12 protein-coding genes are annotated in these 12,697 nt (G+C 35.0%); 4 read left to right on the plus strand and 8 right to left on the minus strand.

Annotated features, from left to right (window positions below; genetic code table 11):
• Window positions 1-132: 132 nt before the first annotated feature.
• The 5 genes from ACEN25_RS01175 to ACEN25_RS01195 all read right to left on the minus strand — a co-directional run bounded on the left by ACEN25_RS01175 (window position 133) and on the right by ACEN25_RS01195 (window position 6,528).
• Complete coding sequence (locus ACEN25_RS01175; protein ID WP_441801267.1) at window positions 133-2,358, minus strand: NADP-dependent isocitrate dehydrogenase; 2,226 nt, start codon at window positions 2,356-2,358, stop codon at window positions 133-135.
• Window positions 2,359-2,992: 634 nt separating this feature from the next.
• Window positions 2,993-3,343, minus strand: a complete 351-nt coding sequence (gene rplS / locus ACEN25_RS01180; RefSeq protein ID WP_028375717.1) for a 50S ribosomal protein L19 — start codon at window positions 3,341-3,343, stop codon at window positions 2,993-2,995.
• 133 nt (window positions 3,344-3,476) lie between these two features.
• Entirely contained in the window at window positions 3,477-4,154 is a 678-nt protein-coding gene (gene trmD / locus ACEN25_RS01185; protein WP_028375716.1) for a tRNA (guanosine(37)-N1)-methyltransferase TrmD, read from the minus strand.
• Between the two features lie 54 nt (window positions 4,155-4,208).
• Entirely contained in the window at window positions 4,209-4,823 is a 615-nt protein-coding gene (locus tag ACEN25_RS01190) for a hypothetical protein (protein ID WP_441801268.1), read from the minus strand.
• Window positions 4,824-5,130: 307 nt separating this feature from the next.
• Window positions 5,131-6,528: a trypsin-like peptidase domain-containing protein gene (locus ACEN25_RS01195; protein WP_441801269.1), complete on the minus strand. Its 1,398-nt coding sequence runs from the start codon at window positions 6,526-6,528 to the stop codon at window positions 5,131-5,133.
• 132 nt (window positions 6,529-6,660) lie between these two features.
• Here ACEN25_RS01195 and dapF point away from each other — a divergent pair, with 132 nt between their 5' ends.
• The 4 genes from dapF (at window position 6,661) to ACEN25_RS01215 (ending at window position 9,889) form a co-directional block, all read left to right on the plus strand.
• On the plus strand, window positions 6,661-7,437 hold the full coding sequence (dapF, locus tag ACEN25_RS01200) for a diaminopimelate epimerase (protein ID WP_441801270.1): 777 nt from the start codon (window positions 6,661-6,663) through the stop codon (window positions 7,435-7,437).
• Window positions 7,425-7,958, plus strand: coding sequence for a GNAT family N-acetyltransferase (locus tag ACEN25_RS01205; RefSeq protein WP_028375712.1), 534 nt, complete (start codon window positions 7,425-7,427; stop codon window positions 7,956-7,958). The genes dapF and ACEN25_RS01205 overlap by 13 nt, the downstream gene beginning before the upstream one ends.
• Entirely contained in the window at window positions 7,958-9,001 is a 1,044-nt protein-coding gene (gene mltG, locus ACEN25_RS01210; RefSeq protein ID WP_441801271.1) for an endolytic transglycosylase MltG, read from the plus strand. Before ACEN25_RS01205 ends, mltG begins: the two co-directional genes overlap by 1 nt.
• A 231-nt stretch (window positions 9,002-9,232) precedes the next feature.
• The gene (locus ACEN25_RS01215) at window positions 9,233-9,889 is read left to right on the plus strand and encodes a hypothetical protein (RefSeq protein WP_028375710.1); all 657 of its coding nucleotides are present in this window, start codon (window positions 9,233-9,235) and stop codon (window positions 9,887-9,889) included.
• A gap of 53 nt (window positions 9,890-9,942) precedes the next feature.
• Here the strand turns inward: ACEN25_RS01215 and ACEN25_RS01220 are convergent, their stop codons facing one another.
• The 3 genes from ACEN25_RS01220 to dnaA form a co-directional block, all read right to left on the minus strand.
• The gene (locus tag ACEN25_RS01220) at window positions 9,943-10,662 is read right to left on the minus strand and encodes an SAM-dependent methyltransferase (protein ID WP_441801272.1); all 720 of its coding nucleotides are present in this window, start codon (window positions 10,660-10,662) and stop codon (window positions 9,943-9,945) included.
• Window positions 10,663-10,680: 18 nt separating this feature from the next.
• A complete protein-coding gene (locus tag ACEN25_RS01225) occupies window positions 10,681-11,136 on the minus strand; it encodes a low molecular weight protein-tyrosine-phosphatase (RefSeq protein WP_441801273.1) in 456 nt (151 codons plus the stop codon).
• Between the two features lie 76 nt (window positions 11,137-11,212).
• A complete protein-coding gene (gene dnaA / locus ACEN25_RS01230; RefSeq protein WP_441801274.1) occupies window positions 11,213-12,643 on the minus strand; it encodes a chromosomal replication initiator protein DnaA in 1,431 nt (476 codons plus the stop codon).
• Window positions 12,644-12,697: the final 54 nt, after the last annotated feature.

Genomic DNA, 12,697 nt, shown 5'->3' on the forward strand with positions numbered 1-12,697 from the left:
CAAGTTTTTTGAGAGAAGCTTTACTTTAATTTAAATAGACATTATCCGTTTGTAAAAATTAAAATTTAGATCAATAAAAAACGGGTTTTGAAGTTACTTCAAAACCCGTTTTATTTAGATTATAAAATGCAGTTATGAATTTATAATTGCATTTAAAGTAGCACTTGGTCGCATTGCCTTTTCTGATTTATCTTCATCAGGAAAGTAGTAGCCACCTAAATCTACAGGAGATCCTTGTGCTTCTAGTAATTCTGAAAGAATCTTAGCTTCGTTTGTTTCTAATTCGCTTGCAATTTCTGCAAAATGAACTTTTAACTCAGTATCCTTATCTTGAGAGGCTAGAGCCTGTGCCCAGTATAGTGCTAGATAAAAGTGGCTACCGCGGTTGTCAAGCTCATTAACGTTACGTGAAGGAGATCTGTTATTATCTAAGAATTTAATAGTAGCATTGTCTAAAGCTTCTGCTAAAACTAATGCTTTTGAATTACCGTTAGCTTCAGCCTCGTGTTCTAATGAAACAGCTAAAGCAAGAAATTCGCCTAAAGAATCCCAACGAAGATGACCTTCTTCTACAAACTGCTGTACATGTTTTGGAGCAGAACCACCAGCACCAGTTTCAAATAAACCACCACCATTCATTAAAGGAACGATAGAAAGCATTTTTGCACTGGTTCCTACTTCAAGAATTGGGAATAAGTCTGTATTGTAGTCACGTAAAACGTTTCCGGTTACAGAGATCGTATCTTCGCCTGCTTTCATCCTTTTGAGAGTAAAGCGGGTTGCAAGCTCGGGAGACATTATTTGTATATCTAAACCTTCTGTATCGTGATCTTGCAAATAGAGGTTTACTTTCTTAATTAATTCTGCATCGTGTGCACGATTTTTATCAAGCCAGAATAGAGTAGGAGTGCCTGTTGCACGAGCTCTATTTACCGCTAGTTTTACCCAGTCTTGAATAGGAGCGTCTTTAGTCTGACACATTCTCCAGATATCTCCGGCTTCAACAGTATGTTCTAAAAGTACATTACCTGAAGCATCAACAACCTGAACATTTCCATCTAACGGAATTTCAAAAGTCTTATCATGAGAACCATATTCTTCAGCTTTTTGAGCCATTAAGCCTATGTTAGGAACAGTACCCATTGTTCTGGGGTCAAAAGCACCGTGCTCTTTGCAAAAATCTATTGTTTCCTGGTAGATACCCGCGTAACTACTATCTGGGATTACAGCTTTTGTATCTTGAGATTTACCAGCCGCATTCCACATCTGACCACTGTTTCTAATCATCGCAGGCATAGAGGCATCAATGATAATATCGCTGGGTACATGAAGATTGGTAATTCCTTTATCAGAATTAACCATAGCAAGATCTGCACGATTATTAAGTGTGTCTGCTATTGCCTTTTCAATTTCCTGTTGCTTATCTGCCGGTAATTTTTTAATATCATTTAATAAAACGGCTAAGCCATTTTTAGCATCTACACCTATAGATTTTAAATCTTCGCCATATTTTTCAAAAACATCCTTAAAATAAACACGAAGTGCGTGACCAAATATGATAGGGTCTGAAACCTTCATCATAGTTGCTTTAAGATGTATAGAGAGCAAAATATCTTTTGCTTTAGCATCATTAATTTGTTCACTTAAAAATGCTAAAAGTGACTTTTTACTCATTACAGTAGCGTCTATAACCTCACCTGCTTTGAGTGGCAAATTTGCTTTTAAATTTGTTTTTGTACCGTTTGTATCAGTATGTATGATGTTAACCTCAGTAGCTTCCTGCAGTGTAAGTGACTTTTCATTAGATTTAAAGTCACCTTCAGACATAGTAGCAACGTGCGATTTGCTGTCGTTGCTCCAGGCACCCATACTGTGAGGATTTTTTTTAGCGTGTTCTTTTACCGGTTTAGGAGCTCGTCTGTCTGAATTACCTTCTCGTAAAACAGGATTTACCGCACTTCCTAATACTTTTGCAAAACGTTGTCTTAATGCCTTTTGCTCTTCGGTTTTTGCTTCTTCAGGATAACTTGGTACTGCAAAGCCCTTGGCTTGTAATTCTTTAATAACTTCAGTTAACTGAGGTACAGAAGCACTAATGTTAGGAAGCTTAATAATATTTGCATCAGGACTTTTGGCCAGTTCACCCAATACAGCAAGGGCATCTTCTACTTTTTGATCATCACTAAGATAATCTGGAAATGTTGCTAATAGCCTGGCTGCTAAAGAGATGTCTTTAACTTCTAATTCGATATTTGCAGCCTTGGCAAATTTTCTAATAATGGGTAATAGAGAGTGAGTAGCTAAAGCCGGTGCTTCGTCTGTTTTTGTGTATGCTATTGTAGACGTTTTGGTTGACATAGAAATTTTCTTTTTATAAATCTTGGTTTTAGGATTACATCACTAATTAAGAATTAATCCTCTATATAATATTTAAAATCTCAAATAGATTTTGCTAATTTTTTCGGTCTGCAAATATAGAATTTTATAGCAGATTTTAACACCTATTTTGTTCTTAATGCCACTGATATAGGGAATAAAGATTGTAATCTTGATTGACTGGTTTTTAATAAAAAAGCTCTATTAAGATTAAAATAATCTTAATAGAGCTTCAAATGGCTTGACTTTTTACCGGTGAACCCTTTAAGTTCTTTAGCAAGAATATTAGTACTTGCACCGTAAATCAATACATAGGAATTAATTACTTAATCCCGACCCTATACATTTATGAATTTTTTAAATTCTGAACACGTTTTAAGTGCTTCATAACTATATAGGCAACAAATAATGCTTTTCAGAATAAACAAAGGCATTACTAAATTTTAAACTTATACTAAGATACTATAAAATTCCGATATCGATATAGTAATGCTAGATATTTATTATGAACATCTTATGAACATAGGTTTTTAACTTTTGTTAATTTCTGAAATGAAGGTATAAAAAAAATGCCTCTAGGTATAGAGGCATTTTTGTAAATATACAGGAGTTAGAATTATTTTCTAACTTCTTTAATTCTTGCTTTCTTACCAGTAAGACCTCTAAAGTAGTAAATACGTGATCTACGTACTTTACCTTGCTTATTGATTTCGATCTTTTGAAGTGCAGGTAAGTTGATTGGGAATATACGCTCAACACCTACAGTACCAGACATTTTTCTAATAGTGAAAGTACGGGTTACTCCAGTACCACGTACTTGAATAACAACTCCTCTAAAGAACTGTGTACGTTTCTTTTCTCCTTCACGTATTTCATAATACACAGTGATGGTGTCTCCAGCTCCAAATTCTGGGAATTCTTTTTTCTCTACAAATTCGTTTTGTACAAAACTGATTAAATCTTCCATTTTTAGGATTTTTTAAATTTTATAAAAGCAACATTCACGTACATCGCCAGAGGTTATTCTTAACAGGCTGCAAATTTAAGATTAATTTTAAATCTCACAATCTTATAAGTGTATTTTTTTGAAAGTAAAACTATTAGTCTTTCAAAAGGTCTGGTCTGCGCTTAAGAGTATGTTTATAGGCTTGTTCTTCTCTCCATTCTTCTATTTTAGGGGTATTCCCAGAGGTTAAAATATCTGGAACTTTCCATCCTTTATATTCGGCCGGTCGCGTATAAACTGGTGGAGCTAATAAATCATCTTGAAAAGAGTCTGTTAGGGCTGAAGTCTCATTGCCTAATACTCCGGGTATTAACCGTATTACTGCATCGCATAGTATTAAAGCACCTAATTCACCACCACTTAAAACATAATCACCTATAGAAATCTCACGAGTTATAAATTGATCCCGTACGCGTTGATCTACGCCCTTATAATGACCACAAAGTATGATGACATTATTAAGCAGTGAGACTTGATTGGCAATACCCTGATTTAGCGTTTCACCATCTGGAGTCATATATATGATCTCATCATAATCACGAGCTTCTTTTAATGCACTTATGCATTTGTCTATAGGCTCAATCATCATAACCATACCGGCTCCACCACCAAATTGATAATCATCTATCTGTTTATAGGAACTGTCTGTGTAATCACGTAAATTATGAAAATGAACTTCTACAAGGCCTTTTGCAATTGAGCGTTGCATTATAGAAGCTTCAAAAGGACTCTTTAAAAGATCGGGAACTACGGTAATAATATCTATGCGCATAATTTACGGTAGGTCTAAACTTTTAAATTAAAAATAAAATAGGTTGAAGAAGCACTAATTGTTTTTAGTATTTTTTAATGCTTTGTTGCGCTCATCCTGCAGCATTCTGCCCATTTTTTGTTCTTTTTCTAGTGCTTTTTTACGATACTCATCGTATTCTAATTCTGTTTCATTTAGTTTCTTGCGAGCTTCCTGAGTATGTGCGTTACTACCTTTGTATTTATAAATAAATAGAACCAGTCCCAAAGCAAGAACCCCTACAATAGCCCACATCATTGTCATATAACCTACTTTACTCATAGGTATTCCAAAGAAAAAAATAGAATCTTTCTCCTCAATGGTTGAAGCTAATGTGCTCTTTGTTTCCACTAAGGAATCATTTAATTGATTTACTTCAGATTTTTGAGAATCTATATTTGCCTGCAGACTCGCAATTTCAGTTTTTAAATTTGAAATACTATCCACTGCATTTTTTTGCAATTTTATAAAATCACCCTTTTTGATGTTTTTGTAATCTTCCCAACTATTTGAATCATTATATAAATCTTCAAATTGTTGATTTATTGTATTTATTTTAGGTCCCTGAACTTCAGTGTTTTCTACTTCTTGAGCAGTTAGACCTGAGAATGCAACAAATGCAAATACTAGACTAAGTCTTAATTTATTCATTTTTGGCTAATCGTTTTTCTGTTTCTGGGAAAACGAGATGCTTTCCTTCTTAGTATATTTTATCCGCAAAAATAATCAATTACCTGTGTAAAGACGTATTTGATTTTAATAATTGAGCATATTAAATAAGATGTCTATCACATTTAAGGTAGGTACAATTTTATTTGTAATGGTAAATGATAGATTCCTACTATATGATGATTAACTTATGATCTTAATAAACTAGAACAATAAAAGTTAATTTCTTACTCAAAAAAAAGCCCTTCTGTTAAGAAGAGCTTTTAAAAACTAAAATTTACTTATGATTTTATTGAAATATAATTTGTTTTCTCTCACCACCTTTACTAACAAAACTAATACTTATCGCCTCGTTAGGGGCCTTATTTGATACTGCACGTTTTACATCATCAATAGTTTTAACAACTTTGTCATCAATTGCGGTAATTACAATACCGCTTAAATCGTATCGCTTTAATTGATCATTAGTTGCCTGTGCTATAACTACGCCCTCTTTAACGCCGTATTCTTTTAATGCTTCTTTTGAAATTTCACGAACTTCTAAACCTGGTTTTTGAATAACGAAAGAAGAATATTTGAGAAGTTTTACTGAAGCTGTTTTAGTGTCGCTGCCTCGGGTATAGGTAACTTCTACAACATCATTAGGACGTTTAGATCCTAAATAGCCAGTAAGATCTGAAAATTTTCTAATGACGACATTGTCAATTTTTGTAATTATATCCCCTTTTTTTAGTCCGGCTTTATCAGCGCCTCCATCTATTTCTACATCACCTACATATACACCTTCTACGGTGTCAATACTCAAATCATTAGCAAGGTTCGGGTTTAAACTTCCTCCGGAAATTCCTAAAATACCGCGTTGAACATCGCCATATTCCATAATGTCTTCAACAATCTTACGGGCATTATTTGAGGGTACAGCAAAAGCATAACCTACATAGCTTCCTGTTTGGGAGGTAATAGCAGTATTTATACCTATTAATTCTCCATTAATATTAACTAATGCACCTCCGCTATTTCCAGGATTAATCGCTGCATCTGTTTGTAAAAAGGATTGTGGGTTACCATCAAGCTCATTAAAATCTCTTGCCTTTGCTGAGATAATACCAGCTGTAACGGTGCTGGTTAAATTAAACGGGTTACCTACGGCAAGGGCCCATTCTCCTATGCGCACATTATCAGAATTTCCAAAAGGAAGATAGGGCAACTCACCATCTGCCTCAATTTTAATTAACGCAATATCTGCTTTAGGGTCTGCGCCTATAACTTCAGCTTTAAAGGTGCGATTATCATTAAGTGAGACTTCAAGTTCTGTAGCGCCATCAATTACGTGGTTATTAGTGACGATATAGCCATCTGCAGAAATAATAACGCCACTACCAGCACCTACGAGTCCTTTTTTCATCTCACCACCACCATAAAATAAATCCTGAAGACTACGAGGTTGTCTCGATATCTGTACATTTTTAACGTGTACAACTGCGTGTACCGTACGGTCTGCAGCTTCTGTGAAATCTGCATTGGTACTGGTTATAGGCGTACCATTATAGGTAACCGGACTAAATTTTGAAGATGTTGTAACGCTTGTCACGTCATGTTGAATGTTTTCTTCCAGGAGTTTATATGCTCCTAAAGTAATACCACCACCTAAGATGGCAACAAACAGTAAGCTTGCAAATTTTTTCATAATTCGTTTTTCTTTTTAAATAACATTATAAGTACGATTGTACGTATTTGATGTTGCAGTATTTAACTAGTCTTTAACAAGCTCTAGAATTCTTGCTTTGTGTATTTTTGCGAAGCTTATTAAAAACCAGTTATGGCTTTATCATTTTATAAATACCAGGGTACCGGCAACGATTTTGTAATAATTGACAATCGTCAAAATGTTTTTTCCAAAAACAATACCAAACTTGTCAGGGAAATGTGTGACCGAAAATTTGGCATAGGTGCCGATGGATTGATGCTGCTTGAAAAACACGATACTCTAGATTTTACAATGGTTTACTACAATGCAGATGGGAATCCTAGTTCTATGTGTGGAAATGGAGGGCGATGCCTTGTGGCATTCGCAAAAGCAATGGGTGTTATTGATAAGACAACCACTTTTGAAGCAGTAGATGGTGTTCACGAAGCATTTATTAAAGATGATTTAGTGCATCTAAAAATGCAGGATGTTGTTTCTATTCAAAAATTTGATTCGCATCTTTTTCTAGATACAGGATCACCACATCACGTAACCTGGGTTGCTGACATAGCATCTTTTGACGTAAAAAAAGAGGGAGCGGCGTTACGATATAGCGATTTATATGGCAAAGCCGGAAGTAATATCAATTTTGTGCAGCAAACTGAAGCAGGCTTTAGAATGCGCACGTACGAGCGAGGTGTTGAAGATGAGACGCTAAGCTGCGGTACGGGAGCTACTGCTGTTGCTCTTGCAATACATAAGTTAGGGAAGACGAATTTAAATAGTGTACCGTTACAGGTAGAAGGAGGTGAATTACAGGTAGATTTTAAACCTACAGCAGAGGGATACACTGACATATTTTTAATTGGTCCTGCACAGCAAGTTTTTGAAGGGATATGGCCGGTTTAACATTAAAAGGAAGTCTCGTTTATTTAAGGGCTCTTGAGCCAGAAGATCTCGATCTTATCTTTAAAATAGAAAATGATGAGAATATGTGGGAGCTAACTTCTACAATAACTCCGTTCTCCCGTTTTCTACTTAAACAATACCTTAAAAATTCACATCGAGATATTTTTGAAGTTAAGCAACTTCGTCTGGTTATTTGTAAAAGTGACACTAATGAACCCCTGGGACTTATTGATTTATTTGATTATGAGCCTAAGCATCATAGAGCAGGACTCGGAATATTAATTTTTGAAGATAATCAGCGAAGAAAAGGTTTTGGCGCCGAGGCTTTACAATTAATTATTCAATACAGTTTTAAGAGACTTGAGTTACACCAGTTATATGCAAATATATTAGAAACCAATACTGGCAGTATAAGTTTATTCGAAAACCAGGGCTTTACACAAGTTGGGTTAAAAAAAGATTGGATACGTATTGCCGGTAATTTTGAAAATGAATATCTATATCAATTAATAAAAAAGTAATGTATATAAAGCGTATTGTAGCTGCATTAGCAGTAATAGGACTTATCATAGCTGGTTTTTTTGCCTATACCATCTACGGAAAATTTTTAACACCAAATACTTCATTTAATAATGAGGAAGCACACGTATATATTCCAACTAATGCGACCTATCAAGATGTGAAATCAGAATTGGAGCCTCTTTTAAAAGATCACACATCTTTTGATGAAGTAGCACAACGTAAAGGTTATATAGGAAATATTAAAGCTGGGCATTTTATTATAAAGAGAGGAAGTAATAATAATGAAATTGTAAATGCTATACGTAGCGGAAACATTCCTATAAAAATTTCCTTTAACAATCAGGAGCGATTAGAAAATCTTGCGGGGCGTATTTCTCAGCAAATAGAGGCAGATAGTATTTCATTAATAAAAGCATTTACAGATGCTCAATTTCTTGAAAATAATAAGTTTACTAAAGAAACAGCTTTAAGTATGTATTTACCTAATACGTATGAATTTTATTGGAATACTAATGCAGAGGAATACCGTGACAGAATGTTAAAAGAATATCAGCGATTCTGGACAGAAGAACGTCTTCAAAAAGCAGAAAAGCAGGGTTTGACGCCAGTAGAGGTTTATACTTTAGCTTCAATAGTTCAAAAAGAAACCGCAAAAAATGATGAGCGACCACGTATTGCTGGAGTATATCTAAATCGTTTGCACAACAATTGGACGCTAGACGCAGATCCTACAGTTATTTATGCAGTAAAGAAAGAATCAAACAATTTTGATCAGGTCATTAAACGTGTTTTATATAAAGATCTTGAAACGGTTTCACCTTATAATACCTACAAATACGCAGGTTTACCGCCGGGGCCTGTTTTTATGCCAGATCTTTCTGCAATCAACGCGGTTTTAAATCCTGAAAACCATGAATACTATTTCTTTGTTGCAAACGTTTCTAAACCCGGCTATCATTTATTTGCAAAAACGATGGCACAACATAATGCAAATAGAAAGCAATATATAGACTGGATTAATAATCAAGGAATTAACAGATAATTGAAAAACGTTAAATGTTTGATGTTTGTGTAATAGATTAGCATTAATTTGTTAAAAATACCAACATAATCATTTAAAACTAAGGAAAAGTAACGAATAATCGCGAAAACCTTAAATTTATAAAAACCTTAACCAATTCATTATCAGTAACTTAATTACAAGTTGTATATTTGCCGGGTAATATAGACAGGTGTATTAGTAGCGTTTTACTACCGGTCTGAAAAATTATTTATGACAAGAAACATAGTAAAATTAGCAGCGCTCCCTTCTGTATTTGGTCTTGTAGCACTTAGTATGTCTATAAAAGATGCAGAAATGCCTCTCGATAACTCTACAGATGGGTTAGAACTTTTTTACACAGTTCCTCAGGCAGACGAGTTAGATTCTTCTACTATTTTTGATGAGACAAAAAATTCAAGTTTAGCAACAACCGGAAAATCTTTTACCGGCTTTAAAGAAGCTTTAGGCTTTAAAGAGTCACAAAACGATTACAAACGTATAAATCAGTTTGGCTATCTAGGAAAATATCAATTTGGTAGAAGTACATTATTGTTATTAGGTATTTCAGATACTGATGAATTCTTAGAAAATCCTGTTTTACAAGAAAAAGCTTTTGTAGCTAATGCATCACGCAATAAATGGGTATTACGTAAAGATATTAAGCGTTTTGCAGGTAAAACTATGAATGGTATTACTATAACCGAATCGGGAATTTTAGCTGCGGCACACTTAGCAGGACCGGGTAGTGTTAAAAATTATCTTCGCTCTGGTGGTGTTGATGGTTTTAGAGATGCTTTCGGTACTTCGGTTCACAGTTACCTTAAAAAATTTGGAGGCTATGATGTCTCTTTTATTGTGCCTGATAAGAATGCAAAAGTTAATTTATAAAGTTAATTTTTAATAACCATAAAATTATAAAACGACCAATTCTGGTCGTTTTTTTATGCCTGAATTATAAATAACGCCGGCCTTTTATGTATATCGGGTTGTTTAGTTTTCCATACAGAAATGGGCTTGGTTACAATAAATTCTGAGGCTAGAGTAATGTCGCAGGCAATACAAAGTCGGGTAGCGGGGTTTAAGGTGCTGCATAGCTCTTCTATAAGCTTGTTATTCCGATAAGGCGTTTCTATAAAAAGCTGAGATTGCCCGTGGTCTCTAGATATGTTTTCTAAACGTTTTAATTCCTGGCGTTTTTCCTTTTGATCTATTGGTAAATAGCCGTTAAACGCAAAGTTTTGACCATTCATTCCGCTACTCATCATTGCCATTAAAATAGAGGAGGGGCCAACTAAAGGAACCACCTGTATTCCTTTTTCATGGGCTAGGCGTACCACTTCTGCACCGGGATCTGCTATACCGGGAACGCCGGCTTCAGACATAAGGCCAACAGATTTACCTGATAAACACGAATCGAGATAGGCGGGAACCTCGCTGCTGTCTGTGTGCTTATTTAAAGGATGCAGTATAAGGCTGGGTTGCGATTTATCTCTGCATAGTTGTTTTATAAACCTACGCGCAGTCTTTTCATTCTCAACCACAAATTCATCAAGATCATCTACAATTTTCTGAACCATACCGGGCATAACCTCTAGCGGTGCAGTATCACCCAATGTTGTAGGTATTAAGTAAAGTTTGCCTAATTGGGTATTGATATGCATAACTGTAGATTTTAGAGGTTACTTAAGACGTTCTGCTAATTTAGTAATTGCTTCATCAAGCATTTCAAAGACATTATCAAAGCCTCTTAGGCTATCATTGTAAGGGTCTGGTACATCAACCTTCTCTCCAGGGAAAAGTTCATCTAGAATAAGACTAACTTTTTCTTTATCTGCTTCAGTGCGTGCCAGATTTATCACATCTTCATAATTATAAGTATCCATTACAAAAATATGATCATATACATCAAAAAATGCAGGTTTAAACTGCATACCGCGCTGATCTGTAATATCTATTCCGTTTTTTTGTGCTACAGAGATGCTTCTGGAGTCTGGCAAGCTTCCTATATGCCAGGAACCTGTACCGGCAGAGTCAACTTCAAATTTATTAGGGTCTAGCTTAGATTTTAATAAACCTTCGGCAAGTGGAGATCTGCAAATATTACCTAAACAGACCATTAGAATGCGTGTCTTCATCTCACGTATTTTTTATGAAAGTGTATATTTTATTCTTGAAAATACGGAATAGCGTTTCAGATTTTAAACAAAAAACTTACATCGTAAGTTTTTTGTTTAAATCTTCTACGTATTTTCTAAACTGCTTGTCTGTTGCAGAAAGGTTATCTACCGTTTTACAAGCGTGCAGCACAGTTGCGTGATCGCGTTTTCCTATTTGAGAACCTATACTTGCTAAAGAAGCCTTAGTAAGTTTTTTAGCAAAAAACATAGCTAATTGGCGTGCTTGTACAATATGTCTTTTACGTGTTTTAGACTGAAGTGTATCTACATCCATCTGAAAATAATCACTTACAACCTTCTGAATGTATTCTATAGAAACCTCACGTTTAGTGTGTTTCACGTAATTATCTACAATCTTTTTAGCGAGTTCAAGGTTAATCTCTTTTCTATTAAAAGAAGAATGCGCAATTAACGAAATAATAGCACCCTCAAGTTCTCTAATGTTAGTTTTGATATTGTTGGCTAAAAATTCTATAATATCTTCAGGCATTTCAACACCATCCTGATAGAGTTTGTTTTTTATGATTGATACACGTGTTTCAAAACCGGGCTGTTGCAATTCTGCAGAAAGCCCCCATTTAAAACGTGAAAGTAAGCGTTGCTCAATATCCTGCATATCTACAGGAGCTTTATCACTTGTTAGAACGACCTGTTTTCCATTCTGGTGCAAATGATTAAAAATGTGGAAAAATACATCCTGAGTACCCGCCTTGCCTGATAATAATTGAATATCATCAACAATAAGGACATCTATAACCTGATAAAAGTGAATAAAATCATTGCGATTATTCTTCTTAACAGACTCAATATATTGTTGCGTAAATTTTTCCGCAGAAATATAAAGAACCGTTTTTTCTGGATATCTGTCTTTAATTTGAATACCTATAGCGTGGGCTAAGTGAGTTTTTCCAAGACCTACTCCTCCAAAAATGAGCAAAGGGTTAAATGATGTACCACCCGGCTTATTTGCAACAGCCATACCTGCAGATCGCGCGAGGCGGTTAGAGTCACCCTCAAGAAAATTATCAAAATTGTAATTAGGGTTTAATTGAGACTCTATCTGGAGATTACGTATTCCAGGAATTATAAATGGATTCTTAAGTTCTGGATTTTTATTTTTAAAAGGTGCATCAACCTCCTGAGACTTCATTGTAGAAGGGCGATTTGTACTAGGTATTTTTTCAGTAAATGGCTGTCTGTTGCCGTAGGTGTTTTCCATACGTATAACATAAACCAGTTTAGCACTTTCTCCCAGCTCTTTTGTAAGTGACACTTTTAGAAGTTTAACATAATGTTCTTCTAGCCACTCGTAGAAAAATTTACTCGGTACCTGTATACTTAAAGCATTATCTGTAAGTTTAACCGCTTTAATAGGTTCGAACCAGGTTTTGTAAGCCTGCGGGGTTATATTGTCTTGAATAAACAAGAGGCAATTATCCCAAACTGTTTGCGCAGTCATACTCATTCTAATGATTAAATTTTAAGTTATTTCTAATTTAGATCACTTGAAAAGTGAGAA

The organism is Leeuwenhoekiella sp. W20_SRS_FM14, from assembly GCF_052119605.1.
Lineage (GTDB): Bacteria > Bacteroidota > Bacteroidia > Flavobacteriales > Flavobacteriaceae > Leeuwenhoekiella.

Coding starts and splice junctions, on each gene's coding strand:
- ACEN25_RS01175 (WP_441801267.1), bottom strand. CDS start 2,358: ATGTCAACCAAAACGTCTACAATAGCATACACAAAAACAGACGAAGCA.
- rplS (WP_028375717.1), bottom strand. CDS start 3,343: ATGGAAGATTTAATCAGTTTTGTACAAAACGAATTTGTAGAGAAAAAA.
- trmD (WP_028375716.1), bottom strand. CDS start 4,154: ATGCGCATAGATATTATTACCGTAGTTCCCGATCTTTTAAAGAGTCCT.
- ACEN25_RS01190 (WP_441801268.1), bottom strand. CDS start 4,823: ATGAATAAATTAAGACTTAGTCTAGTATTTGCATTTGTTGCATTCTCA.
- ACEN25_RS01195 (WP_441801269.1), bottom strand. CDS start 6,528: ATGAAAAAATTTGCAAGCTTACTGTTTGTTGCCATCTTAGGTGGTGGT.
- dapF (WP_441801270.1), top strand. CDS start 6,661: ATGGCTTTATCATTTTATAAATACCAGGGTACCGGCAACGATTTTGTA.
- ACEN25_RS01205 (WP_028375712.1), top strand. CDS start 7,425: ATGGCCGGTTTAACATTAAAAGGAAGTCTCGTTTATTTAAGGGCTCTT.
- mltG (WP_441801271.1), top strand. CDS start 7,958: ATGTATATAAAGCGTATTGTAGCTGCATTAGCAGTAATAGGACTTATC.
- ACEN25_RS01215 (WP_028375710.1), top strand. CDS start 9,233: ATGACAAGAAACATAGTAAAATTAGCAGCGCTCCCTTCTGTATTTGGT.
- ACEN25_RS01220 (WP_441801272.1), bottom strand. CDS start 10,662: ATGCATATCAATACCCAATTAGGCAAACTTTACTTAATACCTACAACA.
- ACEN25_RS01225 (WP_441801273.1), bottom strand. CDS start 11,136: ATGAAGACACGCATTCTAATGGTCTGTTTAGGTAATATTTGCAGATCT.
- dnaA (WP_441801274.1), bottom strand. CDS start 12,643: ATGAGTATGACTGCGCAAACAGTTTGGGATAATTGCCTCTTGTTTATT.